The sequence below is a fragment of the Bradyrhizobium sp. USDA 4452 genome (assembly GCF_054063575.1).
In genome coordinates, this window is record NZ_JBSSGK010000001.1 from 8,220,653 (window position 1) to 8,246,152 (window position 25,500).

The window sequence follows — 25,500 nt, forward strand, 5'->3', positions numbered from 1 at the left end:
TGGCAGTCCGATTGACGCAACTCGGCGTCGGAAGATGTCATTGCAAATCGATGAATTTCAAATAACGAAAGAGGCCGCCGGCCGCTGAACAGCGGCCTCCTGGACCCGGATTTCAAATGAACGTCTTGGCAATAAAATCGCCGCCGAAGGTCCGATATGAGTAGAGGGCAAATGCGCTACGCAGTGAAGTCCAAACAGGCCTATCCACACAGGGAACTGTTGTGACGTTGCGAGCGCGACACACTTCTGTGACCTGTCGCCCGCGACCCGCGGAACCATGTTTGATGCAGTGGGTGATCTGCGAGTTGAATATTTTCACGAGCCTGCGCCGATGACGATTGGAGCGAGGCGGAAAGCCTCATGTCGGGCTGCGCGGCGCGAGATAATAGTCCAATTCGACGGCGATGATGACGACGCGCCGCACGACGTTGATCGGACGCTGGTCTTTGTGCAGAAGCGTGGTGCGGATTTCGTGAAACCGTTCGGCTTTCGCAGCGGCCATAGGGCCGTACTGTTTCCGACCCTTTGCTGACCCCGCAGATGCTCTATTGGGGTTGATCGGATCGGGTTCGGCGTATCAGCAGCGAACTTGCGCTGCGAACCTCGGGCAGGATCTCGAGCGCATTTCGGGTAGGGGGCATCGGTCGAATGATCGACTTATGGCGTTCGGCAAGGTGTGTGCAAGTTCACAGAAGTATCGAAAACCAGGTGCTATATTTCAGGACATATTGCAGTCGTTCATATTGCTGACGGAGTCTACGATGAATTGCACGGCACCGATACAGGCAAGGTTCCTCGTTCGAAAAGGAAGCACCGACTGGATGGTCTACGATCGACAACGGAAGGGGGCGGCCCAATTGAACGATTACAGTTTGGCTGAGAAACTGACGAAGGAGCAGGCCGAGCAGATCAAGCAGAGGCTGGCGACCTGGAACCCTCAGCCTGCTTGAACTAGCCCGAAGCGCCCTTCGCGAAGTTTGATTGCCTCGCCTCGTGACTGTTGCGGTGCATAGAACTGATTTTAAGAAAGAGGAGCCGGCGCCAGGGCCTGTACGCCAGCTCCTCCGAAACGGAGACCGTAAGACGTTCCCCAAACCGGTCCCGTCCCTCTGAGAAGCCTGCGCCGACCTCCTTGCTGATTTGCTAACAGCCTCCTCGGCTCGCCTTCGACCGGCGGCGAATGGATATCGTTTTCCGGCAGGGTGAGCGGGAGTAACCCTTAATGGCGTTGCTAAGGGGCGGAACGAGCGGCGGTATCAGAGGTAGTCTGTCGGCTCCCGGCCCTTACACCCCCCACCCGGTCGGGAGTTGACAGAATGGCGACCTCGGCGCGCCGTCCGCGTCGGGGTCGTTCCTCATTGTGCACATCGGATTCAAAACAAACGCCAAACCGCCCTGTTGCGCGGAGTGATTTGAAGCGGTTGGTAATGTCTCGATTTTGTTGGCGGCGCGTTGAGCTCGGAACACGAAACGATCATCCCGATCGAAATCGGTCCGTCCTAAGCCATTGTACGATCGATGAAAACGATGGCGCGCTCGGAGAGATTCGAACTCCCGACCCTCGGAATCGAAATCCGATGCTCTATCCAGCTGAGCTACGAGCGCGTTGCGGGTCGATTATCAGACTTGGGCTGTCGGGGCCAGCAGGGACCGCGCGGCGTCCGGGCGTCCCTCCGGCCTTACTTTGAGCTCAGAAGCAGGGGTGCCGGCGACGATCCTGGCCGATATAGGCCGCCGAACTCTGGTAGCACTTGTTGGTCGACGGGCCGTCGTAATAGGCGAACCTGCCGGCGGCCAGGCCGGGGCCGTAATTGTGCAGATAGCTGATGTGATAGGGTAGGCCCCAATGCGCGTGGTGGTAATGCCGGTAGTGGCGCGGGGTGGCCGAGAGGTCGGCCGCGGCAGCCGGGGTGGCCAGGCAAACGGTCACGGCGAGGGCGGCGAAAAGCTTGGTCGTGGTCATTGGCGGGCTCCTGGCATTCACGCTGGAATCGGCCTCTGCAGCCGGTCCAAGCTCCTCTGGCGCTCCATTTAACCCGGAATTCGGCCAAAAAGCTGCGGGAAATCAGTCACAGCGCGCCAATTTTTGCCTTTTTGCGGATGCTTAACGGATTGCCAACACAGTCCGGCCAGAGTCTTGCGGTCAGGTCCGGCCGGGCCGTCTTTCCCTCGGTTTCGAAGATTCCATGCGCATCACGCCCCTTGTCGCTTTGCTGCTCTCGGTTCTGGCGGTCACGCCAGCGCGAGCCGTTCTGCACATCACGCGCGACCATGGCGGCTATGTCGAGGAGTACAAGGCCAAGTACAAACAAATCCGCGACCGCCGCGAGCGCGTCGTGATCGACGGCATCTGCAATTCGGCCTGCACGCTGGTGTTCGGCATCGTGCCGCTGAACAAGATCTGCGTGACGCCGAAGGCCAGCATCGGTTTCCACCAGGCCTATTACGACAAGGCCTTCACCTTCGGCATCAAGGTCACCAGCCTCGAGGGCACTTCCGACCTGATGTCCTACTATCCCGATACGGTGAAGGACTGGATCCGCCGCAATGGCGGGCTCACCACCGAGATGAAGAAGATCAAGAACGGCGTCGATCTCTGGAAGATCGTCGATCCCTGCCCGGAAGAGTGGTAGGCGCGGGCGCTCGCGCGCTCCGGACCTTGTTCGTCAGGTCTTGGTTTTCAGTCCTTGGTCCTGACGACGCCATCCGACACCAGCAGCACTGACGCCTTCGACTTGCCGAGCACGGTGGCTGCGACGCTGCCGAAATTCAACCTGTCGCCCTGGATGCGGTCGACGCCGATGACGACGAGGTCGGCCCGGCTTGCCGCGATCTCCTGCAGGATCGCAACCTCGGGCGCGGTATTGGCGCGCAGCCGTGTCGCGACATTGATGTCATACCGCGCCGCGGTCGCGGCGACCTCCTTCAGGATCGCTTCTTCAGGCGCCAGCGACATGCTCGGGCTGGTGCGGCGGGCGCCCTTGTCGCGTGTGGTCGAGACATAGACTACCTGCAGCGGTTCTCTGGAGAGCCGCGCCAGCGCGATCGCGACCTCGGCGCCGCGTCGCGAGACATTGCTGCCCGACACCGGCACCAGGATCTTCCACGCATTCGCGGTCGGCTCGCTCTCGTGCACGCCTTTGGCGGCTGCGATTGCTAGCGGGCCGTCGAAGCCGGAGGTGAGGTCGTCGATCCGGCGGTCGAAGCCGCCGTCGGGGCCAGCGACCTCGTTCATGCCGATGACGAGCAGGTCAAAACCCTTCCTGGCTTCCTCCGCGATCGCTTCCGGCGCGGTCTTTTCGCTGATGCGGCTGATGATGTCGACATTGCCGCCGCCGTCGGCGTCGGCCTCGGCACTGGCTTTGGCCGCGTTGATCACCGCAGCCTCGCGGCGCTCCTGATCGGCGCGGTTCTGCTCGTGCAGCTTGGCGTTGGCGCCGACATGCAGCACCGTGATCGGCAGGCCGCGGCCGCCGGCGAGCAGGCCGGCGAGATGGGCCGCGAATTTCGCGTTGCTGCTCTCGTCGACCGCGAGCAGCAACCGCTCGAGATTGGCGACGAAGCCGCGCTGCTCGATCTCCTCGCGCTCAAGCCGCTCCTTCTCCACCCTGCCGAGCGGCAGCCGCGCCAGCGCGCTGCGCAGCATCGGCGGCATCGCCATCGTGGTCAGGATCGCCATCGTCACGATCATCGAGAACATGGTCGGGCTCAGCACACCCATCGAGAGGCCGATGGTGGCGATGATCACCTCGGTCGAGCCGCGCGCGTTCATGCCGCTCGCCAGCGCATAGGACTCCTGCCGTGTCAGCCCGCCCAGCGCGCCGCCGACAAAAGCGCCGCCGAACTTGCCGATGCTCGCGATCAGGACCAGCGCGGCGGTGAGCCCCAGCACCGCCGGATCCTTCAGCACGGTGAGGTCGGCGCTGAGGCCGGCAAGCCCGAAAAATACGGGCATGAACAGGCTGGAGATCAGCCCGCGCAGCCGCTCGTCGATCTGTCGGGTCAGGATGGGGGATTCCCCAACCAGCACGCCGGCGATGAAGGCGCCGAGCACGGTGTGGACGCCGATCAGATGCGTGATCATCGCCATCACGCTCATCAGGAGCAGGATCACGGTGATGACCGCCGCCGAACTCAACAGATTGTCGTTGGCCCAGCGGATCAGCCGGAACACCAGCCGGCGGCCGACCGTGAAACTGACCGCGAGGAAGGCCAGCGTCCCGAACAGCGCCTGCGTGACCGAAAGCAGATCGAGGGTGCCGCGCGAGGCGAGGCTGACGATCACAGCGATGATGATCCAGCCGATAGTGTCATCAATGATCGCGGAGGCGACGATGATCTGGCCGGCATTGCGGCGCATGAAATTCATCTCGCGCACCACGACGGCGACGATCTTCACCGACGAGATCGACAGCGCGGTGCCGAGGAACAGGGATGCAATCAGCCGCTGTTCGGGGTGCGGCAACAGGCTCTGGGGCAGGAATTCGCCGAGTGCAAAGCCGCAGACGAACGGCACCGCGATGCCCGCGACCGAGATCGTCATGGCAGCGCGGCCGACCTTGCGCACCAGCCTGAGGTCGGTCTCCATGCCCGTCAGCAGCAACAGCAGCAGGATGCCGAACTGCGCGATGCCGTCGAGCAGCGCCTTCTGCTCGCCAGACGGCGGAAAGACGACGTCGTGCGCAGACGGCCACAGCCAGCCGAACAGCGACGGGCCGAGCAGCAGGCCGCCAAGCAGTTCGCCGATCACGGAGGGTTGGCCGATCCGCTGCATCAGTTCGCCGAGGCCGCGGCCGACCGCGATCAGGAGTGCGATCTGGACGAGCAGCATGAACTCGGAGGGCTTGCTCGCTCTATCGCTTTCGGCGCCGGCCGCCGTGGCGGTCGCAACCAGGAACATGACCGCCCAGGTCGTCGGTTGAAGCCGCCCCCAGCGGATCGCCATTGCGTCTCCGATTGCCAAATTCCAGCGCGGCTTTGCCCGTTTGCCGCATGCGGTCAACGCCCCCGTTCCGAAAGCGATCCACCACGGTCAGAATTTGGAACCGGGACACCGGCCATTCGTTTTGCTCATGATGCGTTCATCCTCATGATGCGACGGTGGTCCCAGGAGCGAGAGCGGGCCGCACCGCCACAGCGGACCGGCCTCAGCTCGCACGCACAGGAGGTTGTGATGGCAACCAGGTCCAATCTATCGAAGGCTGAACTTGCGCGCAGCGTCGTCGGCGCCACGTCAGCCTTGGTGCTAAGCGCGCTCGTCCTGTTCGCCGCCGCACATCACCTGAGCGGCTAGGACCGGCGGCGTGTTTCCGCCTATGCAAACATCAAAGCAAGGCAACATCAAAGCAGGAAGGTCCCGATCAGGAGACCGGCCGCAAACGCCCATAGTCCGAGCGTGCAGGCCGATATGACCCGGACGAGATTGCGCAGATCAACGTCCTGCCAGCTGCTGTGGGACCGATAGGTCAATTGGAGGCACCCCCTGCGGCGGCCGCCTTTGTTTCTTGCCGGGCAAGCTTGTTCCCGACAGGTGCCCAAATGAAGGCAACCGGTGGCGGCGCCCAATCACGCATTTGCGAGGTGACGCCTCCAATGCGCGGTACTGCCTTCCCGCTGGGGAGGTGATGCCGGTGCGGATCAGGCCGCCCGCCGCCTGCGCGTCCGCGCGGCCTTCTTGGCCGAGCGCGATCGCGCGCCGCCGGACGTAGCGGCCGCCTTGCCTCCGAGCTTGCCGCCCTTGCGCGACGGCGAATGATCTTCGCGCGTGCCGCGGCCGGAGCCGCTCTTCTTGCCCCCGTGGGTCTCCTTGTTGACGGTAGCCCACGCGCGCCGCTCGGCCTCGCGGTCCGGTACGCCGCGCTTTTCGTAGCCTTCCTCGATGTGCTCGGCCTGCCGCTTCTGCTTGTCGGTGTAGCTTGACTTGTCGCCTCTGGGCATCGCGCTCTCCTGTCGATTTTGATTGAGACGTCGGCCGGACTTCGACCTAGTCGTCATTCGGCTCCACAACCTCGAATCTGGATCGGCTGAAGCGGCCCAATCCGCCGAGCTCGTAATAGCCGTCACGTTCGATATCCCGTGTCACCTCATAGATGCGACCAACCGAGAGCGTGTCCCGCTGCAACGTGTTGTCGACGCAGCGAACGTGAAAATACTTGCCGGTGTCGGCCATGGGCTCATCCTGAATTGTTTGTCTGGTCCGGCGTTACGTATCGCGCAACACCGCGATCGCAACCGGTCCAGGCCGCGGACCGGTCACGAAATCTCGTTCGGCAATTTCCACTCGGGCGCCGGTTCGCAGACTTCGCCGTCGGCAGGAATCTGCTTCATGTGATAGCCCGCCGGAAGCAATCGGCCCGGTGCCTCGTCCGCGACCGGAACATCGAAGATCAGCCCGGACACCAGCGCATGTTCCCAGGCTTGCTTCTCCGTGGCAAAGGCCTGGTCAATTTGTCTGTCATGATCGAACAGCGCGTAGGGCATCTCGAATCCTTGGGCGGGCGGCTCATGCCCGGCTCGCCAGATAGATAGAAAACGCCGGTGCCTGGCGGGCGTTCCTCACTTCGGATACGCCGGCCACGCCCTTCATGCCCATACGGCCCGTCGAACCGGCTTCCGCATCGGCCGCGACGGCGGTGGCGGACGTCCATCGGTTGTATGCGATGAAGTCGCGCGCTACAGAGACACGTGGCAAGTAAGCGCCTGGAGAAAATGCCGTTGAAGATATCCGCCAATACGCGCATCGTGATCGGATCAACGCTGTTTGCCCTCGCGTCGAGTGCATTGCTTTCTCTGATTCCACCGAGCCCGATCGACAGACAACTGTTGCGCGGCACCTTTCACTTTTTTCAGGGGCACGCGTTTCTCGTTCCCGTCATATACGTGGATGGCGATATCAAGACAGCCCGACTTTACGAAGACGACAGGCTGCTCGGCCCGGCGAACAGCACCGAGCAAGAGATCATCGACACGGGCGCCGGCCGGTTTGGAATTTACCGGGGTCGTTGGGGCTATTTCGGTCCGGCCTTGATGTTCTCGACAAGCGACAATTCCGACCCGAACACCAACGGCAGGAAGTATCACCTCAGGTGACGATCACGTTCAGTGTCGTCCCTGCGAAACTTTCGCAGAGACGACACTCTGGACGAGGCCGCCACCTGCTTGCAGCGGCCGGCTCGCCCACCATCCCGCCGCAATTCGCGATTGCCGATTGCCTCATCTTCAGGCAATGACGGCCTGCAATGAACAAGAGCTTAGAGGAAACTGCCGCTCGCCTGGCGCCGGCGATTTTTGTCGTGCTGTGGAGCACGGGATTCATCGGCACCAAATACGTCATCAACAATGCGGAGCCGCTGACCTATCTGGCGATCCGGATGGCGTTCGTGGTGGTGGTGATGGCGATCATCGCTGCGGTCGCTCGGCCGAAATGGCCGGACCGGACAGGCGTTTTCCACAGTGCGGTCGCCGGCATCCTGGTTCACGGCTTCTATCTCGGCGGCACCGCGATTGCGATCGCGCATTCGATTCCGGCAGGCCTGTCGGCGTTGATCCCGGGCCTGCAGCCGATCCTGACCTCGACCATCGCCAACCGCTGGCTCGGCGAGCGCGTCACGCCACTGCAATGGGGCGGGCTCGTGCTCGGCCTCGCCGGCGTCGTGCTGATCCTGCACAACCGGCCGATGACGGGCGATGCAGGGTGGGGCTGGCTTGCCTCCGGCGTCTCGCTGATCAGCATCACGCTAGGGACGCTGTACCAGCGCCGCTACTGCAATCAGATTGACTGGCGCGCCGGCAATCTCGTGCAGTACGTCGTGGTGACGATCTTCTTCGGCATCGGCGCCCGGCTGTTCGAGACCAACATCGTGCATTGGACCAGCGAGTTCGTGCTGGCGATCGCCTGGCTGGTGTTTGCGCTGTCGATCGGCTCGATCGGGCTGCTGTACTGGCTGATCCGTCACCATGCCGCGACCTCGGTCGCGAGCCTGTTCTATCTGGTGCCGGCGGTGACCGCGCTGATGGCCTATGTGCTGTTCGGCGAGCGCCTGGATTACGTCGCCATGGCCGGCATGGGCGCCTGCGCCGCCGCGGTGCTGGTGGTCAACCGCCGCGCCTAATCCTTGCCGCGGATCGTGGCGTAGGCGGCGAGCGCCCGTTCGCGACCTCGTTTGTGATCGACGATCGGCGGCGGATAGGTCTTGCCGAGCTCAATGCCGGCGCTCGCCAGCTCGATCGGCGTCGCTGTCCACGGTTGATGGATCAGGTCGTTGGGGAGCTGCGCGAGCTCCGGCACCCAGCGCCTGACATAGGCGCCGTCTGGATCGAACTTCTCGCCCTGCAGAATCGGATTGAAGACGCGGAAATAGGGCGCGGCATCTGCGCCGGAGCCGGCGACCCATTGCCAGTTCGCGGGGTTGGAGCCGGCATCGGCGTCGACCAACGTGTCCCAGAACCATGCTTCGCCGGCGCGCCAGTCGATCAGAAGGTGCTTCACCAGGAACGAGGCGACCACCATCCGCACCCGGTTGTGCATCACGCCGGTGTGCCAGAGCTCGCGCATCCCGGCGTCCACGATAGGATAACCCGTCAGGCCGCGCTGCCACGCCTTCAGTGCATGGGCGTCGCGTTTCCACGGAAAGGCGTCGAACTGCTCCTGCAGATTCCGATCCGCCATATCAGGCGCATCGAACAGCAGGTGACGGCAGAACTCGCGCCAACCAAGCTCGCTGAGGAACTTGTCGATATCGCCGGCAAGGCGCGGATGCTCGGCGGCGGCGAAGCGGGCGGCATGCCAGACCTGGCGCGGGCTGATCTCGCCGAAGCGCAGATGCGGCGAGAGCCGCGAGGTGCCGTCGCGGTCGGGCCGGTCGCGGTTGCCGGCGTAGCCGCTGATGCTGTCGTCGAGGAACGCCTTCAGCTGCGCCTGGGCGGCGGCTTCGCCGGGGGGCCAGCTTTCGCGCAGGCCGCCGGCCCAATCGGGGCGGGTTGGCTCGAGGCCCCAGTCGTCGAGGGCCTCGCTCACGACGCCGCTGATCGATTTGAGCTTCCTCGGTGGCGGCAGCGGCTCTGGCGGATCGCCGAGGCCCTGCACGCGCCGCCAGAACGGTGTGAACACGCGCAAGGCCCGGTTGTCCTTGTTGCGGATGACCTTGGGGTCGACGAGCAGGTCGCCGGCAAAAATTTGCGAGTCGATGCCGTCAGTTGCGAGCGCAGCTTCGACATCTCTGCCAACGGCTTGATGCGGCGCCTGCGCGACGTCGTTCCAGAGCACCGCGCGCGCATCGGTCTCGCGGGCCAGCGTGGCGATCACGGACGCGGCCGGTCCGGTGCGCAGCACCAGCGTTCCGCCGATCGCCTCAAGGCTCTTGCGAAGCGCGCGCAGCGACTGCGCCAGCCACCATCGCGTCGCTCCCCCGAGGCGGCGCACCGCCGGCGGCATCAAAGCCCGGCTTTCTTCGTCGCGGACATAGAGACCAACCACGGGCGCGCCGCGGCTGGCCGCTTCATGCAGGGCCGGGTGATCCGACAGCCGCAGATCGTCGCGGAACCAGACGATGACAGGCTGTGCGCGGGCCACCCGGATGCTGCTTACCAGCCGCTACTTCGGCTGCGGCACGATGCGGATGTAGGGCTTCGGTTCTTTCCAGCCCTGCGGATAGATTGTCTTGGCCTCGTCGTTGCTGACCGAGCCCGCGATGATCACGTCTTCGCCCTGCTTCCAGTCGGCGGGGGTGGCCACGCGGTGAGTGGCGGTGAGCTGCAGCGAGTCGATGACGCGCAGGATCTCCTGGAAGTTCCGGCCCGTGGTCATCGGATAGACCAGCACCAGCTTGATCTTCTTGTCGGGGCCGATGATGAAGACGTTGCGGACCGTCTGATTGTCCGCCGGCGTGCGGGTGAGGGGATCGCCCGACGTCGAGGCCGGCAGCATGTCGTAGAGCTTGGACACGTTGTAATCGGTGTCGCCGATCATCGGGTAGTTCGGCGCGGCACCCTGGGTCTCCTTGATGTCCTCGGACCATTTGGCGTGGCGGTCGACCGGATCGACCGACAAGCCCATCAGCTTGACGCCGCGCTTGTCGAATTCGGGCTTCAGGCGGGCGAGTGTGCCGAGCTCGGTGGTGCAGACCGGGGTGAAGTCCTTGGGATGAGAGAACAAAAGCACCCAGCTGTTGCCGATCCAGTCGTGGAACTTGATTTTCCCTTCGGTGGTCTCAGCTTCGAAGTCGGGGGCGACGGCGCCGATCTGAAGTGCCATGATTTTACCTCATCGCTTTGATGTTGCTGCTAAAATTGTGTTTGAGGTCGTCGGTTCCAGTATAGGACGCGACACGGCTTAAGTGAACGGCTTCTGAAAGAAGATGAAACATTTCTCCTTGAGGGTGGAATTCCAAGCAACTTGTTTTGATCCTTACCTCTACGACGAAATATCAGATGCGGCACAAAAGCTCGGAAATGCCTAGATAAAGCCGCTTATCGCCGTCATCACGCCGGCCCGGGCTGCTATAGCGCTGAACCCTGACGGCGTTTAAAGCGACCCAATAGCAACCATATAAAGATCTCGGAATCCAAGTTCCGAATCATTAACCACTCGTTTACGCCCGCATGGAAAAGCTGGCCTGAGATAGGAATTGAAAGCTCCCACAATGTCTACCCCAAGTACCAAGACCGCTGAGGCTCTCAGCGGTGCGTTGCATCCGTCCTGCCGCAAGACCGCCGCCCATGCGCTGACCATCGTGCGCGATGGGGTGATCACCGGCGAAGGCCCGACCACCAAGGGCCGCATCCATTTCTCCCGGTCGCTCGATGCCGATGACGCTGCCTGGTGCGCGCGCATCCTGACGGCGGCCGCGGTCGAACATCAGCCGGTCAGCCGGGCCGAGATCGAGGCGCTGTTCGCGATCGCTGAGGCCGCTGCCGAGCGCAGCGATGGCGGCCGGTTCGACGACCTGCTCGCCAAGGCCATCGCCCATCACGCTGCGTCCGAGTCCGGCCTGCCGGTACCGCCGCGCACGGTGGCGCTGTCGCCGGATACCGCGATCGATCGCTGGGCGCCGACGCAGGGCACCAAAATGGACACCAAGGTTCTGGAATGGATCGCGGGCCGGATGCGCGGTCAGCGCCGCACCGGCCGTGCGCTTGCTGGGATGGTGGCGACGCTGGTCGGCGCGACCGCGCTGCCGCTCGCGGCGCAACTGCCCAACGTGTTCGACATCGGGATGATGTGATCATCCGGGATGATGCCTGCATCATCCCGGACCAACGACTTCAAGCGAGAGCGGCGGAGATCATTTCCCCGCCGTTTTCTGTTTGCCGTCGCTCTCCTCGAGCCCGAGCGTTCGCCCCGGAAACCCGGCGACGTCGAAGTAGCGGGTCGAGAGCACGCGCTGAAATTTCAGCACGGTGCGCAGCCCGTTGGCCGAAGGCTTCTTCGACATGATGGTGCCCTCGGCCATCTTCGGCACGATGCCGTTCGGCAGCGCCTCCGACATCACCCGGCCGATCAAGCCGCCGTTGTTCGGCGCGCGGAGGCCGAGCAATTGCGCCGCGGTCATGCCGACATCGGCGTTGCTGACCGGCAGCGGATCGACGTAGCCGGCCTTGAAGTCGGGGCCGATCGCCGCGGTGAAGTTGTAGGTGTCGCCGCGGCTGAAGCTGCCATGCATGCCCTGGCCCTGGCGCAGCACGGTGTCGGCGATCTGCACCGAGCAGTTGGTCGGGATTTCGCAGCCGCTCGACCAGGAGCGGAAGTTGACCACGATCGACGGATTCGGCGTCACCGCCTTGCCCTTCAGATTGAGGTTCGACATCGGCAGCGTGCCGGGGAAGGTGCCGAGCTTGTCGTCGACGAACAGGCCGCTGACATAGTCCTGCTCCAGCAGCGCCTTGATGACGCGGTCGGCGAGCTTCTTGTCGCGGTTCGGCAGGTAGATCAGGTCCGAGCCGCCATTGGTAGCGATCACGACGTCGGGCTTGGTCGGGTCCTGGCCGAGCACGCCGTTGCCGGCCTTCGGGTGGGCGTTGTCGGCGACCTTGGCGTTCTTGTCGTTGGGGTCGAATAGCGGCAGGTTCAGCGCCTTGGCGAGATCGATCGTCAGAAAACCCATCGGCAGGAAATCCTTCGGCGTGTCGTCATAGGCGATCTTGGCCGAGGGGCTGGTCTTGCTCTCCTTCGATATGGTCGAGAAACCGTGGTCGGAGGAGACCATGATGTTGGTGTTGGCGGAGAGCCCGAGCTCGTCGAGCGCCTTGCGGAGCTGGGCGAGGTTGTTGTCGGCATTCTTGATGCCGGCCATCGAGGTCGGGCCGTTGATGCCGGGGGTGATGGTGTTGAGGCTGTCGCCGGTGTTGTGCTGGCTGCCGTCCGGATCGCGCGACCAGAACACCAGCACGAACGGCTTGTTGCGCGCCTTGAACATCGGCAGCACGACCTTGGTCGCGACGTCGGCCATGTAGGCCTGTTGCGCGACGTTGGCGACGGTGGTGCCGGGTGTTTTGGCGTCGCCCGCCTTGGCATTGTCGCCGCGGCTCGGCGTGGCGAGCGGCAGGCCGGCCTTGGTCAGCGCGTCCTTCATCTCGTCGGAGAGCGGCACGCCGGTCTTACCGCCGGTGGAATCGTCGACCACGATCGTGTTCTTGCCGCGATCGGTGTGGTCGAACAGCAGGGTCGGGCCAACCTTGCCGATGGCTGCGGTGCTGAAACCCTGGCCGCGCGCCATCTTGAGCAGCGTCTCCTCGTTGAGGTAGTCGCCATTGAAGTGATCGTCGATGTCGGCGAGCACGGCGTCGTTCTCGATGAAGGGCACCACGGTGTCGCCGGCGGGCACTGAGGTGTAGCCGGTGAAGATCGTGTTGGAGAACGTGCCGGTGTCGCCGAGATAATGGCCGGTCGACAGCGCCGAGCTGTTCGCCATAGTGAACGTCGGGAACAGCGAGTGCGAATTCTTGAAATGGACGCCCTTGTCGCGGATCTCGGCCATCGCGGGCGCCGTCTGCGGCGTCACGATGCCGCCGCGCAGGCCGTCCGGAACGAACAGGATCAGGTTGCGGGGTTTTGCATTTTGCGCGGAAGCGGCACCGGCGGAAAGCGCGATCATGCTCGCGGACAGCAATGTAATGGCACGGCGCATTTTGTTATCCCCCTGATGACGCCCCGCGGCAGGCCGCCGCCGTCTTCGTTTAGTTTTGTCATATGACAGAAATGTTACAGCGCCTGTTCGGCGCGGCAACTGCCTGATTTATCCTGCCGACTGCGGGTCAACACAGCGTCATTCCGCCGGCTGAATCGCGGTTCTCTCATTGCGCGCAGCGCTGCCGGCATACCCGTACCGTGCATAGAGCGCGGGCAGGACGGCAAGCGTGAGCAGGGTCGCGCTGATCAGTCCGCCGATCACGACGGTGGCGAGCGGCTTCTGCACCTCGGCGCCGGTACCGGTGGCGAAGGCCATCGGCACAAAACCGAGCGAGGCGACCAGCGCGGTCATCACCACGGGCCGGAAGCGGGTGAGGGCGCCTTGCTCGATGGCCTCCCGCATCGGCACGCCGCGCTCGCGCAATTGCCGGACGAAACTCAGCATCACGAGCCCGTTCAGCACCGCAACGCCCGACAGCGCGATGAAGCCGACCGCGGCCGAAATCGAGAACGGCATGCCGCGCAGCCACAGCGCCGCGATGCCGCCGGTGAGCGCCAGCGGCACCGCGCTGAATACCAGCAGCGCATCGCGCGCCGAGCCCATCGCCGCCAGCAGCAACAGGAAGATCATCGCAAAACAGGCAGGTACCACGACGACAAGGCGCTGGCGCGCCGCGGCGAGATGTTCCGACTGGCCGCCCCAGGTCATCCAGTAGCCGGGCGGCAGCTTCACCGATTGCGCGACCTTTGCTTGAGCTTCTTCGACCACCGAGCCAAGATCGCGGCCGCGGACATTGGCGGTCACCACGATGCGGCGCTTGCCGTTCTCGCGGCTGATCTGGTTCGGTCCATCGGCGAAGGAGAACTGCGCGACGCGGTTGAGCGGCAGGCTCTGCACCGGCGAACTCGGCGTTGCCTTCGGCAAGGCGACCGGCAAATTGCTCAACGCCTCGAGATCGGAGCGCACGCTCTCCGGCAATCGCACGACGATGTCGAAGCTTCGATCACCTTCGTAGACCACGCCGGCATCCTGGCCGCCGACCGCCGCACCGATCACGTCCTGGACCTCGGAGACGCTCAGGCCACGCCGGGCAATCGCCGCCTTGTCGACCTTGATCTCGAGCACGGGCAGGCCGCTGGCCTGCTCGACCTTGACGTCGGTCGCACCGCGCACGCCACGGAGGGCGCCGGCAATCTGGTTGGCGGCCTTCTGCATCGGCTCGAACTCGTCGCCGAACACCTTGACCGCGATGTCGCCGCGAACGCCGGCCAGCAGCTCATTGAAGCGCATCTGGATCGGCTGGGTGAACTCATAGACGTTGCCCGGCAACCGGCCGACAGCCTTCGAGATCTCCTCGATCAACTGCTCCTTGGTCAGCGAGGGATCCGGCCATTCTGCGCGCGGCTTCAGGATGATGAAGGTGTCGGACGCATTCGGCGGCATCGGGTCGCTCGCCACCTCCGCGGTGCCGGTCTTGGAGAAGACGAACGACACCTGCGGGAAGCGGCTCACGGCCTTCTCGACCGAGAGCTGCATCGCCTGCGACTGCGACAGCGCCGTGCTCGGAATCCTGAGCGCGTGCATGGCGATGTTCTTCTCGTCGAGCGAGGGGATGAACTCCTGGCCGAGCCGGAAGAACCCGAACAGGGCGGTCGCGAACAACAGGACCGCCACGGCGATGACGGGCAGCGGCGTCGCAACCGCGCGCCGCAGCAGCGGGCTGTACCAGCGCTTCAATGCGGCAACGAGCCAGTTTTCCTTCTCCTGCACGCGGCCGGTGATGCCGATCACGATCAGCGCGGGTACCAGCGTCAGCGACAGTACGAAGGCGGCGGCGAGCGCCAGGATCACGGTCAGCGCCATCGGCTCGAACATCTTGCCTTCGACGCCGGTGAAGGTCAGCAGCGGAACATAGACCAAGAGAATGATGGCCTGGCCGTAAAGGCTCGGCTGCACCATTTCCACAGCGGACGCCTGCACCGTCGCCAGCCGTTCGTCGCGCGTCAGCACGCGGCCGAGCGCGTGCTGCTTCTCGGCGAGGTGACGCAGGCTGTTCTCGGTGATGATGACGGCACCATCGACGATCAGGCCGAAATCCAGTGCGCCGAGGCTCATCAGATTGGCGCTGATGCGCCCCTGCCACATGCCGATCGCCGTCATCAGCATGGCGATCGGGATCACCAGTGCCGTGATCAACGCGGCGCGAAAATTGCCGAGCAGCACGAACAGCACCGCGATCACCAGCAGCGCGCCTTCACTCAGATTGCGCGCCACGGTTCCGATCGTCGCATCGACCAGCTGGGTGCGGTCGAGCATGGTCTCGACCGCGACGCCCGCCGGCAAGGACGGCGTGATCGCGCGCAGCTTGGCGTCGACCGCGGCCGACACCGTGCGGCTGTTGGCGCCGATCAGCATCAACGCGGTGCCGACCACGACCTCGCGGCCGTTCTCGCTGGCGCTGCCGGTGCGGGTTTCGCCACCGATCGAGAGCGTCGCGAGGTCGCGGATCCGGACCGGAACGCCGCCCCGGGTGGTGACGACGACGCCGCCGAGGTCCTCGATATTCTCGAGGCGGCCGCCGGACCGCACCACGAATCCTTCGCCGTTGCGCTCGATATAGCGCGCTCCGCGGCTGACATTGTTGGTCTCGATCGCCTTGGCAACGTCGGCGAAGGTCAGCCCGAGCGCGATCAGCTTCGCCGCATCGGGATGGACCTGGTACTGCTTGAGATAGCCGCCGATCGAATCGACGCCGGCGACGCCAGGCACCATCTTGATCTGCGGCTTGATGATCCAGTCCTGTACCGTGCGCAGATAGGCGTCCTTTTCGACCTCGCTTTGCAGCGCCTGGCCGTCCGCCGTCAGGAAGCGGCCGTCGCTCTGCAGGCCGGGCGCACCGTCGGTCTGCACCTTCTGGCCTGAGTAGTGCACGGTCCACATGTAGATTTCGCCAAGGCCGGTCGAGGTCGGGCCAATTCGCGGCTCGATGCCCTGGGGCAGCCGCGCGCGAACCTCGGTCAGACGCTCGCCGACCTGCTGCCGGGCGAAATAGATATCGGTGGCTTCGCTGAATACCGCCGTGATCTGCGAGAAGCCGTTGCGGGAGAGCGACCGTGTGCTCTCCAGCCCTGGCGCGCCCGCCAGCGCCGTCTCGATCGGGAAGGTGATCTGCTTCTCGATTTCTGCTGGCGAGAGCGCCGGGGCCACGGTGTTGATCTGGACCTGCTTGTTGGTGATGTCGGGCACCGCGTCGATCGGCAGCCTGGTCAACGCGAGGCCGCCGAGGAACATCAGGACCGCCGCCAGGGTGACGACGACCCAGCGCCGCTGGATCGCAAGACCGATGATGCGCTCAATCATGGTCGTGCTCCGCCTCGTCCTTCCCGACTTCAGCCTTCAATGTGAAGGTGTTTTGCACCGCAATGGTCTCACCGGCGGCAAGACCTGACAGGATTTCGATGTCGTCATCGTCCTCGCGGCCGGTTCGCACGGACCGCGCCTCGAAGCCGTCGGGATCGCGCACGAATACGGTCGGCGTCCCCTTGATGGTTTGAATGGCTTTCTTCGAGATCATCACGGTCGATGGCGCGCCTGACAGCGGGACCTCCGCGGTTACGAAGGTGCCCGGTTTCCAGCGGTGATCCTTGTTGGGCATGGTCGCGATCACGCGTGCGTTGCGCGTCTCGCGGTCGAGCAGGGGGCTGACGAAAATCACGCCAGCACTCGCTTCATTCTCGGTGCCGATGGCGCCTATCTTGACCGAAACGCCTTCGCGGACCGCGCCGATGTCTTCGGGCGAAACCGCCAGATCGACCCAGATGTCGTCGAGGTTGACGATAACGTAGAGCTCGCTTTCCTGGCCCTCGCGCCCGATCAGCCCGCCGAGATCGACACGTCGTTCGGACACCCGGCCGCTGATCGGCGCGCGCAAAAATTGCGTCCGCAGGCTTTCCGGCGGCTGGTTGGGCAGATCGGCGATCTCGCTCTCCGAAAGGCCGAGCGCAAACAGCTTTTGCCGCGCGCCGTCGAGCTTGATCTGGGCGTCGTTCGCGGTCAGCCGCGTGCGCAGGAACTCGTTCTCCGAGACGATGCGGGTCTCGACCAGCGTCTTCTGCCTGGCGTAGAGCGTCTGCTGCAGGTCGTTGGTGAGTCGCGCGGCGAGGTATTCGCTCTTGGCGTCGGCGACCTCGCGGCTTTCGATCGCAGCGACGATCTCGCCTTTCTCGACCACGTCGCCGAGACGCTTGCGCAGTTCGGTGACCGTCGCGAGCACGCGCACCGAGACGCGGCCGATGTGGTCGGCGTCGGGGATCAGCGATCCCGGCGCGAGGAAATGCCGTTTCAGCATGCCGCCACTGGCCGGTGCGAGCGTGATGCCGGCTTCACGAATCTGGTCCTCGCTGAGCTCGATATGCCCGGGGGCCTCGTGCGTGGCCTCAGCCTTCGGTACGGCGGTGACCGCGGTCTCTTGCGTCGTGGCGGGGAACTTGACCGGCCAGCCGATCCATCCGGCCGCCAGAATGATCAGTGCAATACCGGCAGCCACGCCGGCGAAAAATAGAACAACCCGTTTCATATGCGCCTCTCCGCAGCGCATGCTGATGGCCATGCGCTGTCGCGACATCGATCTGTGCGGAAGCGTGCGCGCTACCGGATGCCGGCGGCGCACGGCCGGTTATGCCGACCGGATCAGGCGCGGGGTGGTTTGAAGGGAGAGAGGCGATCGGCCGACGCCGGCAGCTCGATGCTGCTGTGGCCATAGCTGTGCGGCGCATAAGCGATCGGGAATGCCGTCTCCTGCGACGCCACCGAGGCGACGTGGGTCAGGCAGTGATCGCCATGCAGTGAGGCCGGATGCGCGGGAGCCTTGCCGCCGGTGTCGTTGATCGACTGCGCGATCGAGAAGCTCGGAGCTGCATCGTCATCGCCGTCGAAGGCCCAGCCGTGGAAGAACGATAGCACCAGCGCAAGCGAAATCAGCCCCGCAAGCAGGCTGCGCCAGCGGCGCGATCCCGTTGCATGAGCGGAAGGCTGAATCATGGTGCGCGAGGCGTCCATGGGCCCTAATTAGCGCCGCGACTGCGCGCATTCAAGTTCGACGCCGCGACAGATTGGCCGTGGATACTATAACGTTACACGCTCCGAGGTTCGGCGCATCAGCCAGCGGCGCATTGCCACGACGGCCCAGATCGCTTCGACCAGCCCGAACGGCCATGCGCCCTGCAGGAAACCGTAGGCCGAGCCGAGCGCACAGGAGACCGCGAAGGCCAGGATGAACCACGGGCTGCGGTCCTCGGCTGCGTAGCAGACGAGCATCATGGTTACGGCGAACAAACCGAACAGCGTGAGCGCATCCATTCCGCAGCAGGACCCCTGTTGTAACGCCGTTGATATCTGAGCATGCTTGGGTTGGAATATCCATCCAGCGCCGTCGCCCGAAGGGATTGCCCCATGAAGCGCATGCATGTTCACGTCGCCGTCAAGGACATCCAACAATCGGTCGGCTTCTACTCGGCGTTGTTCGGCGCCGAGCCGACGGTCGTGAAATCCGATTACGCCAAATGGATGCTCGATGATCCCCGCGTCAACTTCGCGATCTCGACCCGCGGCCGCGAGCCGGGGCTCGATCACCTCGGCATTCAGGTAGAGAGCGCCGAGGAGCTTGGTGAGGTCTATGGCCGGCTGCGCAAGGCGGGCGGCGAGGTGATCGAGCAGGGCCAGACGGTGTGCTGCTATGCCAGGTCCGAGAAGTCGTGGATCGACGATCCCGCGGGGATTGCGTGGGAGACCTTCCATACGACAGGTGAGAGCATCGTCTATGGCGACGGCAGCGGTGAGCGGAACGCACGCGTCGCGCACGAGAAGCAGGACGCCAAGCAGAGCGCTGGTTGCGCGCCGGAGCCTCACGCCCTGCCGCCTGAGGCTTCAGTCTGCTGCAGATCGTGAGCTGAGGCACGGTCACGCATACCAACGTCAAGAGGTCGCCGGGGCAGCCCTCACGTCGACGCAGCCGGCTACCGCTGTAAGCAAAGGCTTAATGCCTGCGACATATTATCTCAGCGAAGACTCCCCTCCGTGCTAACAGCCCCTTAACCATGCGGCTTTTGCCAATCAAGGATCCCGAGCGGTCCTGGCGTCTCATCAAGGCACAATGGAAGAAGGACGCTGAAGGCGTCGGAGAGGATTTTGCCACCTTTGGCGGCATCGGAGCCTTTGACGCGCTGACCGCCAGGGAAGGCGACAGTCAGGGGCTGTATCACCTGACCGACGGCGAACGGGTCCACGCAGTCTGCCAGGTCAGGCGTCTGCTGATGAGCCGATACACGTCGCCGGCTCTCAGCGCGCGGTTCATCAATGTCTCTCCGATCTACGATCTCGGCCTCGCCGATGTCAGCGATTACGCACAGATGCTCGTGGCGCTGTTCTCCGGCGTCGTCTGGCTGTCGCGTGATGCTCTGGCGGCCGGCCACATCCGTTTTCTCCTCAAGAGTCCGGGCGATTCGCAATTTTTCGCCGCTCTCAAGGCCGCGACGCCGTTCTCTCCATTCTCGAAATTCAGCATCGAGGGTGCGTTGATCGAATGCACTCTGAAGGAGGCGACCGGGGCCGGCTGATGCGGCCGCGTCCGGAGGAATCCCGTGCTGATCGCGCTCAGCTACTCATCCGCCTTAACAGTCCGATAACTGATTTTCCTAACGACCCCTTGGGTTGTGTTCCCGTAGAAGAGCCCCCGCAGGGGCAGGAAAATGTCGGTTGTGTCAACGAACAGCGTGAAGCCGGAGCACCGGCGGCTGTCGATCAAGCGCATGCTGCGCGCCACCAGGATGGGCGCCATTCAATGGCTCGTTCTGAGCGCCGCGCTGCTGGTGCTCGCCATCACGCTCGGGACCGGTTATCTCGCGCTGCAGTTTCGCGAGCGCGCGCTGGAGATGTCCGAGCGCGAGCTCAACAACACCGCGCTGCTGCTGTCGCGGCATTTCGACCAGCAGCTCAGCGACCTTCAGCATGTCCACGACGACATCGTGAACTATCTGCGGTCGGAGCAGGTCGAGACCGCCGATCAGTTCGAGAAGAACATGTCGCTCCTGAGTGTGCACGAGATGCTGCGCACGCGGCTGGCGGCGCTGCCGCATGTCGGCGGGCTCAATCTGTTCAACGCCAAGGGATGGTTGATCAACTCGTCCGAGATGTGGCCGGTGCCCGACATCAGCATTGTGGATCGGCGCTATTTCCAGGAGTTCACCTCGGGGCGGCCCACGTCGCCGGTGATCGTCGAGCCTGCGATGAGCAAGGTGACCGGCAAGTGGACCACGATCTTTGCGCGCAAGATCACCGGGCGCAACGGCGAGATCATCGGCTTCGCGAACCGAGGCGTCGAGCCCAGCCATTTCGAAGATTTCGTGGCCTCGCTGGCGCTGAACGGCGACACCGTGATTTCGATGATCCATCGCGACGGCACGATCGTCGCGCGCTATCCGCAAGATGCCGGCATCGTGGGAAGCAACATCACCGACCAGCCCTTATTCCGGAAGATCATTGGTCTTGGCGGTAACACGTCAGGGCGGTTCGTCGGCGCCGCGGGCGAGGAGAATGTCGGCGCGGTCAGGTCACTGTCGCATTTTCCGATCCTGATCCTTGCAACCACACGGACCTCCAGCGCGCTGGAGGATTGGCGCGCCCAGACCAAGTTGCAGTTCTGCGCCGCCGTGCTCGCGGTGCTCATTGTCGTCATGACGATCTTCCTGATCGTCCGCCAGTTGCGGAGGCAGCATGATGCGGCACAGCGCCGGCTGTCCGAGAAGAGCCAGCATCTCGACACCGCCATCAACACCATGACGCAGGGGCTCCTGCTGTTCGACGCCTCGGCGCGGCTCGTGATCTGCAACCAGCGATACATCGACATGTTCGGCCTGTCGCCCGATGTCGCCAAGCCCGGGTGCCATCTGCGCGACCTGATCCTGCATCGACAGGCGCTCGGCTCTTTCGTCGGCGATGTCGATGAGTACTGTGCGCGGTTCACCAATCCCAAGGGTGATGAAATCCGGGACTCGGTGATCATGACGCCTGACGGCCGCAGCATCCGCCTGATCTACAAGCGCGCTCCTGACGGCGGCTGGGCCACCACGCTCGAGGACGTCACCGACGGGCGGCGCGCGCAGGCGCAGATCGAGTATCTCGCACATTACGATGCCCTGACCAATCTGCCGAACCGGACGCTGTTCCAGCGTCACGCAGAAGAATTGTTGCGCGAGGCTGTCGTCCGCGAGTTCGCGATCCATTACATCGATATCGACGAGTTCAAGCGGATCAACGACACGCTGGGTCATCCGATCGGCGATGAGTTCCTGAGACGGGTCGCCGAGAAGCTGCGCCAATCAGTCGGATCGAACGACTTCATCGCGCGCCTCGGCGGCGATGAATTCGCGATCGTCCAGCATGACATCATATCGGACGACGATGTCAGCGATCTGGTCGCGCGTGTCTATCAGTCGCTGCGTACCCCCTTCGATTGCCTTGGCCATTGGCTGGCGAGCGACGCCAGCATCGGGATTGCGATCGCCCCTCGTCACGGCTCCGACCTGTTCGGCTTGCTCAAATGCGCCGATCTCGCCATGTACGCGGCCAAGGCCGCCGGCCGCAGGACGTATCGGTTCTTCGATCCGGCGATGGAGAAGCAGGCCAATCTGCGCCGCGCGCTGGAGGCCGATCTGCGAAGTGCGTTGGCGGAGGATCGGTTCGAGCTGCACTATCAGCCCCTGGTCGACCTGCGCAGCGACGAGGTCACCGGCTGCGAGGCATTGCTGCGCTGGCGCCATCCGGTGCGCGGCATGGTCTCGCCGGCGGAGTTCATACCTGTCGCCGAAGAGACCGGGTTGATCGAAGAGATCGGGCAGTGGGTGCTGCGCACCGCCTGCATCGAGGCGGCGGCCTGGCCGGCGCATGTGCACCTTGCGGTCAACGTCTCGCCGATCCAGTTCAAGTCGGAGACGCTGGCGCTGAAGGTCGCGAGCGCGCTAGCCGAGAGCGGGCTCGACCCGCGCAGGCTCGAGCTCGAGATTACCGAGGCGGTGCTGATTGCCGATGACGATGCGGCGCTGGTCACGCTCGGCCAGTTGCGCGCGCTCGGCGTCCACATCGCGCTCGACGATTTCGGCACCGGCTACTCGTCGCTGCAATATCTGCAGCGCTTCCCGTTCGACAAGATCAAGATCGACCGCAGCTTCGTCAAGGAAGTGACCCGCAACAGCGGATCGGCCTCGATCATTCGCGCGGTGGTCTCGATCGCCGCCGACCGCAACATGATCACGACAGCCGAAGGCGTCGAGACCGATCAGCAGCGCGACACCGTGCAGATGCTCGGCTGCACGCAGATGCAGGGCTACCTGTTCAGCAAGCCGGTGCCGGCGCAGGACCTCCGGACGCTGCTGACCGCCGGTGTCGAGAATGCGGCGTAATTGCCGCGTAACAGCCATATTTCTGGGGTCCGTTCTACCCGCACCGCGCTTCCTCGCTGGTCTCGAAGGGCAGGCAATCAATGAAAACCGCAGCAACGTCCGCGGCCATGCTGCTGTTTGCTTCGTGCGTGGCAAACGCAGAAAGTGGCCTTGCGTCCTACTATCATGGCATCGGCAGAATTGGTGAAATGACCTGCGCGCATCGCAAGCGGCCGTTCGGCAGCATGGTCACGGTGTCCTACCGCGGGAAATCGATCCGGTGCCGGGTCAACGACCGGGGACCGTTCGTTCGCGGACGGATCATCGATGTCTCGACCACGGCGGCCCGCGCGCTCGGCATCCTTCAACTCGGCGTCGCGCACGTGGAGATCGAGTAGCGCACCGCCTGCGGCGGGATCAGGGTTTTGAGGCGGTCGCTCGCTGCTCGGCGATCGCCTTGCGGAGCGTGCGCGACAGCGCCTCGACCGAATAGGGCTTCTGGATCAGCTCGAAGCCGCTATGCGCGTTCTCGGCGAGCACATTGCTGTAGCCGCTGGTCAGCACCACGGGCAGGCCGGGAAACCGGTCGCGGATCACACCGGCGAGCTCGACGCCATTCATGCCGGGCATGATCACGTCAGAGAACACGAGGTCGGCGGCGAACTCGTTCTCGGAAAGGATCGACAGCGCGGCGTTGGCGTTCGCCGCACGCTTGACCGAATAGCCGAGATCCTCGAGCAGCTCGGTGGAGAACTGGCCGACATCGTCATTGTCCTCGACCACAAGCACGCGATAGCCGCGGCCGATCGAGGCCTGCTCGATGCCGGCGCTGGCCGCGACCTTGGCGTCCGCCGGGCGCATCGCTTGCGGCAGATAGATGGTGAATGTCGCGCCGTGTCCCGGCGTAGAGGTGACCTCGATATCGCCATCGGATTGCTTGACGAAGCCGAAGGCCTGGCTCAGCCCAAGGCCCGTTCCCTTGCCGACCTCCTTGGTGGTGAAGAACGGTTCGAAGATCGCGTCGAGATTTTCCGGCGAGATGCCGGTGCCGGTATCCTGGATCGAGACGGTCACGAAATCGCCGCTGCGCGAGGCCTGGGCGCGCAGGGCAGGGATGTGCTTGACCTTCCTGACGCCGATCGTCAGCTGGCCTTCGCCGTTCATGGCATCACGGCCGTTGACGGCAAGGTTGATCATCGCGGTCTCGAACTGGCCGATATCGGCGATCGCAAAGCAATCCGGATCCTCGATCCGGACCTCGATGTGAATCCGTGCGCCCACCAGCGGGCGGATCAGCTGCGCTACGCTGTCGACCTGCGTTCCGACATTGAAGACTTCGGGATTGAGCGGTTGCCTGCGCGCGAATGCCAACAGCTGCGCGGTGAGCTTTGAGGCCCGCTCCACGGTCTCGGAAATTGCGTCGATGTAGCGGCGCCGCCGTTCATCCGGCAGTTCGCGGCGGCGCAGGAAGTCGGTCGCCGAGCGGATGATGGTGAGCAGATTGTTGAAGTCGTGGGCGACACCGCCGGTGAGCTGGCCGACCGCTTCCATCTTCTGCGATTGCCGCAGAGCTTCCTCGCCGCGGCGCCGTTCGGTGATATCGACGGCCTCCGGCACCGCGCCGACGATGGTGCCGTGCTGGTCCTGCAGCGGCCGCATCGCGAAATCGAAATAACGCTCGCCGATCGGTAGCTGCAATTGCAGCTCGATCTTGACCTCTTCGCCGCGCATCACGGTCGCGAACGCATTCTGGATCACGCGCGGCATGCCGTCAGTCGCAGTGAACCACGGCGTATCCCAGAACGGCTTGCCGACGACATCCGCAGCCTCGGCGCGGATGCCGGCCAGCGCGGTCTGGTTGGTGTAGAGCAGGCCGCCATCGCGGTTGAGCAGCATCTGGTATTGATGGCTCGTCTCCAGGATCGCGCGCGTCTGCGCCTCGCGGGATTCCAGCTGCGCGGTGCGCTCCAGGATGCGTCGCTCCAGTGACTCGTTGAGCTTGCGCAGCTCGATCTCGGCTTCCTTGGCCGCCGTGATGTCATGGGCGACGCCGATGAAGCCGATATGCTTGCCGTTCGGGTCCCAGCGCGGTTGCGATTCCGAGCGCAGCCAGCGCCAATCGCCCGCGGCATTGCGATAGCGAGCCTCGAGCACGAACGGCTTGAGCGACAATTCGCCGGTGATCTGCTCCTGCAGGATGTTCGGCAGATCGTCCGGATGCAGCGCCTTGCGCCAGTCGAACACGACCGCTTCCTCGAACGGCAGGCCGAGGAAATCCAGATAGGCCTGGTTGGCGAAGGAGCGGGTGCGGTCGAGCTTGGTGACCCAGATCGGCACCGGCGCGCTGTTGGCGATCAGGCGGAAGCGTTCCTCGCTCTCGCGCAGGGTTTCCTGCGCCAGCATCTGGTCGGTGACGTCGAGATCGGCGCCGACCAGCCGCAGCGCGCGGCCGCTGTGGTCGCGCTCGATCTTGGCGACGACACGGATCCAGCGGCTCTCGCCGTCGTTGGGGCGGATGATGCGGTACTCGGCGGTGTAATCCTCGCCGCCGGCCTTGAGCACGCCGAACAGGTGGCTGGTGGTTCGTTCGCGATCGTCGGGGTGGATGCGCGCGACCCAGTTCTCGTAGGTCTCGTTGACCTCCTCGGGCGGCAGGCCGTGGACCAGCAGATATTCGGGGGAGCGGCGGTTGCGCACGCCGTCGCGAAAATCGATCTCGAGCCCGCCGACCCGCGCGATGCGCTGGATCCGCGCCAGCTCGGCCTCGCGCTCCTGAAGCTCGCGATGGGCCCGATCGCGTTCGCGCGCGATCTTCTCAAGGTGCCGCCGCAGCCGTTCGGCTGCCGCAGCTTCGGGAAGCACATCAGAGGGATCGGGTGGGGTCATTCGCGCCGGCAGCCTCTGGGTGTAGTTTCACACAGGAGGAGGCGGCTTTGCCA

The 25,500-nt window shown here is 64.1% G+C and carries 23 protein-coding genes and 1 tRNA gene; 8 read left to right on the forward strand and 16 right to left on the reverse strand.

Going from position 1 to position 25,500, the window contains the following annotated elements:
- Positions 1 to 358 precede the first annotated feature (358 nt).
- The 3 genes from ACVISU_RS38820 to ACVISU_RS38830 form a co-directional block, all read right to left on the reverse strand.
- Positions 359 to 502, reverse strand: coding sequence for a hypothetical protein (locus tag ACVISU_RS38820; protein WP_456710456.1), 144 nt, complete (start codon positions 500 to 502; stop codon positions 359 to 361).
- 1,026 nt (positions 503 to 1,528) lie between these two features.
- Positions 1,529 to 1,605, reverse strand: a tRNA-Arg gene (locus tag ACVISU_RS38825).
- Between the two features lie 85 nt (positions 1,606 to 1,690).
- Positions 1,691 to 1,963: a hypothetical protein gene (locus ACVISU_RS38830; RefSeq protein ID WP_050405589.1), complete on the reverse strand. Its 273-nt coding sequence runs from the start codon at positions 1,961 to 1,963 to the stop codon at positions 1,691 to 1,693.
- Positions 1,964 to 2,186: 223 nt separating this feature from the next.
- Here ACVISU_RS38830 and ACVISU_RS38835 point away from each other — a divergent pair, with 223 nt between their 5' ends.
- Complete coding sequence (locus ACVISU_RS38835; protein ID WP_021080599.1) at positions 2,187 to 2,633, forward strand: hypothetical protein; 447 nt, start codon at positions 2,187 to 2,189, stop codon at positions 2,631 to 2,633.
- Between the two features lie 47 nt (positions 2,634 to 2,680).
- Here ACVISU_RS38835 and ACVISU_RS38840 read toward each other — a convergent pair whose 3' ends face one another.
- From ACVISU_RS38840 to ACVISU_RS38860, 5 genes are all read right to left on the reverse strand, one after another.
- Entirely contained in the window at positions 2,681 to 4,945 is a 2,265-nt protein-coding gene (locus ACVISU_RS38840) for a cation:proton antiporter domain-containing protein (protein WP_456710457.1), read from the reverse strand.
- Positions 4,946 to 5,340: 395 nt separating this feature from the next.
- Positions 5,341 to 5,469 carry a hypothetical protein gene (locus ACVISU_RS38845; RefSeq protein ID WP_283807391.1) on the reverse strand — a complete coding sequence of 43 codons (129 nt, stop codon included), beginning with the start codon at positions 5,467 to 5,469 and terminating at the stop codon, positions 5,341 to 5,343.
- Between the two features lie 168 nt (positions 5,470 to 5,637).
- The gene (locus ACVISU_RS38850) at positions 5,638 to 5,937 is read right to left on the reverse strand and encodes a plasmid stabilization protein (protein WP_456710458.1); all 300 of its coding nucleotides are present in this window, start codon (positions 5,935 to 5,937) and stop codon (positions 5,638 to 5,640) included.
- Positions 5,938 to 5,983: 46 nt separating this feature from the next.
- Positions 5,984 to 6,169, reverse strand: a complete 186-nt coding sequence (locus tag ACVISU_RS38855; protein ID WP_456710459.1) for a hypothetical protein — start codon at positions 6,167 to 6,169, stop codon at positions 5,984 to 5,986.
- A gap of 83 nt (positions 6,170 to 6,252) precedes the next feature.
- Positions 6,253 to 6,480, reverse strand: a complete 228-nt coding sequence (locus ACVISU_RS38860) for a hypothetical protein (protein ID WP_456710460.1) — start codon at positions 6,478 to 6,480, stop codon at positions 6,253 to 6,255.
- A gap of 234 nt (positions 6,481 to 6,714) precedes the next feature.
- On the opposite strand from ACVISU_RS38860, the gene ACVISU_RS38865 reads away from it, so the two are divergent.
- Both ACVISU_RS38865 and ACVISU_RS38870 read left to right on the forward strand, forming a co-directional pair.
- Entirely contained in the window at positions 6,715 to 7,089 is a 375-nt protein-coding gene (locus ACVISU_RS38865; protein ID WP_456710461.1) for a hypothetical protein, read from the forward strand.
- Between the two features lie 149 nt (positions 7,090 to 7,238).
- On the forward strand, positions 7,239 to 8,111 hold the full coding sequence (locus tag ACVISU_RS38870) for a DMT family transporter (RefSeq protein ID WP_050405585.1): 873 nt from the start codon (positions 7,239 to 7,241) through the stop codon (positions 8,109 to 8,111).
- Here ACVISU_RS38870 and ACVISU_RS38875 read toward each other — a convergent pair.
- Both ACVISU_RS38875 and ACVISU_RS38880 read right to left on the reverse strand, forming a co-directional pair.
- Complete coding sequence (locus tag ACVISU_RS38875; RefSeq protein ID WP_456710462.1) at positions 8,108 to 9,571, reverse strand: cryptochrome/photolyase family protein; 1,464 nt, start codon at positions 9,569 to 9,571, stop codon at positions 8,108 to 8,110. The genes ACVISU_RS38870 and ACVISU_RS38875 overlap by 4 nt on opposite strands.
- 21 nt (positions 9,572 to 9,592) lie before the next feature.
- Positions 9,593 to 10,252, reverse strand: a complete 660-nt coding sequence (locus ACVISU_RS38880) for a peroxiredoxin (RefSeq protein WP_050405583.1) — start codon at positions 10,250 to 10,252, stop codon at positions 9,593 to 9,595.
- 388 nt (positions 10,253 to 10,640) lie between these two features.
- Here ACVISU_RS38880 and ACVISU_RS38885 point away from each other — a divergent pair, with 388 nt between their 5' ends.
- The gene (locus ACVISU_RS38885; protein ID WP_050405582.1) at positions 10,641 to 11,222 is read left to right on the forward strand and encodes a hypothetical protein; all 582 of its coding nucleotides are present in this window, start codon (positions 10,641 to 10,643) and stop codon (positions 11,220 to 11,222) included.
- A 60-nt stretch (positions 11,223 to 11,282) separates the two neighbouring features.
- Here the strand turns inward: ACVISU_RS38885 and ACVISU_RS38890 are convergent, their stop codons facing one another.
- The 5 genes from ACVISU_RS38890 to ACVISU_RS38910 all read right to left on the reverse strand — a co-directional run bounded on the left by ACVISU_RS38890 (position 11,283) and on the right by ACVISU_RS38910 (position 18,485).
- Positions 11,283 to 13,124, reverse strand: coding sequence for an alkaline phosphatase family protein (locus ACVISU_RS38890; RefSeq protein WP_456710463.1), 1,842 nt, complete (start codon positions 13,122 to 13,124; stop codon positions 11,283 to 11,285).
- Between the two features lie 138 nt (positions 13,125 to 13,262).
- Positions 13,263 to 16,487 (reverse strand): efflux RND transporter permease subunit, encoded by a 3,225-nt coding sequence (locus ACVISU_RS38895; RefSeq protein ID WP_456710464.1) that lies wholly within the window; start codon positions 16,485 to 16,487, stop codon positions 13,263 to 13,265.
- The gene (locus ACVISU_RS38900) at positions 16,480 to 17,703 is read right to left on the reverse strand and encodes an efflux RND transporter periplasmic adaptor subunit (RefSeq protein WP_456710465.1); all 1,224 of its coding nucleotides are present in this window, start codon (positions 17,701 to 17,703) and stop codon (positions 16,480 to 16,482) included. Before ACVISU_RS38900 ends, ACVISU_RS38895 begins: the two co-directional genes overlap by 8 nt.
- A gap of 113 nt (positions 17,704 to 17,816) precedes the next feature.
- Positions 17,817 to 18,167: a hypothetical protein gene (locus tag ACVISU_RS38905; protein WP_157113496.1), complete on the reverse strand. Its 351-nt coding sequence runs from the start codon at positions 18,165 to 18,167 to the stop codon at positions 17,817 to 17,819.
- 84 nt (positions 18,168 to 18,251) lie between these two features.
- On the reverse strand, positions 18,252 to 18,485 hold the full coding sequence (locus ACVISU_RS38910) for a hypothetical protein (RefSeq protein WP_050405578.1): 234 nt from the start codon (positions 18,483 to 18,485) through the stop codon (positions 18,252 to 18,254).
- Between the two features lie 93 nt (positions 18,486 to 18,578).
- On the opposite strand from ACVISU_RS38910, the gene ACVISU_RS38915 reads away from it, so the two are divergent.
- From ACVISU_RS38915 to ACVISU_RS38930, 4 genes are all read left to right on the forward strand, one after another.
- Positions 18,579 to 19,073, forward strand: coding sequence for an ArsI/CadI family heavy metal resistance metalloenzyme (locus ACVISU_RS38915; RefSeq protein WP_456710466.1), 495 nt, complete (start codon positions 18,579 to 18,581; stop codon positions 19,071 to 19,073).
- Positions 19,074 to 19,222: 149 nt separating this feature from the next.
- A complete protein-coding gene (locus ACVISU_RS38920) occupies positions 19,223 to 19,741 on the forward strand; it encodes a hypothetical protein (RefSeq protein WP_050405576.1) in 519 nt (172 codons plus the stop codon).
- Positions 19,742 to 19,873: 132 nt separating this feature from the next.
- On the forward strand, positions 19,874 to 22,582 hold the full coding sequence (locus tag ACVISU_RS38925) for a bifunctional diguanylate cyclase/phosphodiesterase (RefSeq protein ID WP_456710467.1): 2,709 nt from the start codon (positions 19,874 to 19,876) through the stop codon (positions 22,580 to 22,582).
- Between the two features lie 107 nt (positions 22,583 to 22,689).
- Positions 22,690 to 22,959, forward strand: a complete 270-nt coding sequence (locus ACVISU_RS38930) for a septal ring lytic transglycosylase RlpA family protein (RefSeq protein WP_083992153.1) — start codon at positions 22,690 to 22,692, stop codon at positions 22,957 to 22,959.
- Positions 22,960 to 22,978: 19 nt separating this feature from the next.
- On the opposite strand, the gene ACVISU_RS38935 is transcribed toward ACVISU_RS38930, so the two are convergent.
- Complete coding sequence (locus tag ACVISU_RS38935) at positions 22,979 to 25,447, reverse strand: PAS domain-containing protein (RefSeq protein ID WP_456710468.1); 2,469 nt, start codon at positions 25,445 to 25,447, stop codon at positions 22,979 to 22,981.
- Between the last annotated feature and the right edge of the window lie 53 nt (positions 25,448 to 25,500).

What these genes read in the sequence shown, in the direction of transcription:
- ACVISU_RS38920 (WP_050405576.1), top strand. Translation starts at nt 19,223, where the DNA reads ATGCGGCTTTTGCCAATCAAGGATCCCGAGCGGTCCTGGCGTCTCATC.
- ACVISU_RS38850 (WP_456710458.1), bottom strand. Translation starts at nt 5,937, where the DNA reads ATGCCCAGAGGCGACAAGTCAAGCTACACCGACAAGCAGAAGCGGCAG.
- ACVISU_RS38855 (WP_456710459.1), bottom strand. Translation starts at nt 6,169, where the DNA reads ATGGCCGACACCGGCAAGTATTTTCACGTTCGCTGCGTCGACAACACG.
- ACVISU_RS38820 (WP_456710456.1), bottom strand. Translation starts at nt 502, where the DNA reads ATGGCCGCTGCGAAAGCCGAACGGTTTCACGAAATCCGCACCACGCTT.
- ACVISU_RS38895 (WP_456710464.1), bottom strand. Translation starts at nt 16,487, where the DNA reads ATGATTGAGCGCATCATCGGTCTTGCGATCCAGCGGCGCTGGGTCGTC.
- ACVISU_RS38910 (WP_050405578.1), bottom strand. Translation starts at nt 18,485, where the DNA reads ATGGATGCGCTCACGCTGTTCGGTTTGTTCGCCGTAACCATGATGCTC.
- ACVISU_RS38915 (WP_456710466.1), top strand. Translation starts at nt 18,579, where the DNA reads ATGAAGCGCATGCATGTTCACGTCGCCGTCAAGGACATCCAACAATCG.
- ACVISU_RS38870 (WP_050405585.1), top strand. Translation starts at nt 7,239, where the DNA reads ATGAACAAGAGCTTAGAGGAAACTGCCGCTCGCCTGGCGCCGGCGATT.
- ACVISU_RS38885 (WP_050405582.1), top strand. Translation starts at nt 10,641, where the DNA reads ATGTCTACCCCAAGTACCAAGACCGCTGAGGCTCTCAGCGGTGCGTTG.
- ACVISU_RS38930 (WP_083992153.1), top strand. Translation starts at nt 22,690, where the DNA reads ATGCTGCTGTTTGCTTCGTGCGTGGCAAACGCAGAAAGTGGCCTTGCG.
- ACVISU_RS38880 (WP_050405583.1), bottom strand. Translation starts at nt 10,252, where the DNA reads ATGGCACTTCAGATCGGCGCCGTCGCCCCCGACTTCGAAGCTGAGACC.
- ACVISU_RS38905 (WP_157113496.1), bottom strand. Translation starts at nt 18,167, where the DNA reads ATGATTCAGCCTTCCGCTCATGCAACGGGATCGCGCCGCTGGCGCAGC.
- ACVISU_RS38840 (WP_456710457.1), bottom strand. Translation starts at nt 4,945, where the DNA reads ATGGCGATCCGCTGGGGGCGGCTTCAACCGACGACCTGGGCGGTCATG.
- ACVISU_RS38835 (WP_021080599.1), top strand. Translation starts at nt 2,187, where the DNA reads ATGCGCATCACGCCCCTTGTCGCTTTGCTGCTCTCGGTTCTGGCGGTC.
- ACVISU_RS38900 (WP_456710465.1), bottom strand. Translation starts at nt 17,703, where the DNA reads ATGAAACGGGTTGTTCTATTTTTCGCCGGCGTGGCTGCCGGTATTGCA.
- ACVISU_RS38890 (WP_456710463.1), bottom strand. Translation starts at nt 13,124, where the DNA reads ATGCGCCGTGCCATTACATTGCTGTCCGCGAGCATGATCGCGCTTTCC.
- ACVISU_RS38860 (WP_456710460.1), bottom strand. Translation starts at nt 6,480, where the DNA reads ATGCCCTACGCGCTGTTCGATCATGACAGACAAATTGACCAGGCCTTT.
- ACVISU_RS38830 (WP_050405589.1), bottom strand. Translation starts at nt 1,963, where the DNA reads ATGACCACGACCAAGCTTTTCGCCGCCCTCGCCGTGACCGTTTGCCTG.
- ACVISU_RS38925 (WP_456710467.1), top strand. Translation starts at nt 19,874, where the DNA reads ATGTCGGTTGTGTCAACGAACAGCGTGAAGCCGGAGCACCGGCGGCTG.
- ACVISU_RS38935 (WP_456710468.1), bottom strand. Translation starts at nt 25,447, where the DNA reads ATGACCCCACCCGATCCCTCTGATGTGCTTCCCGAAGCTGCGGCAGCC.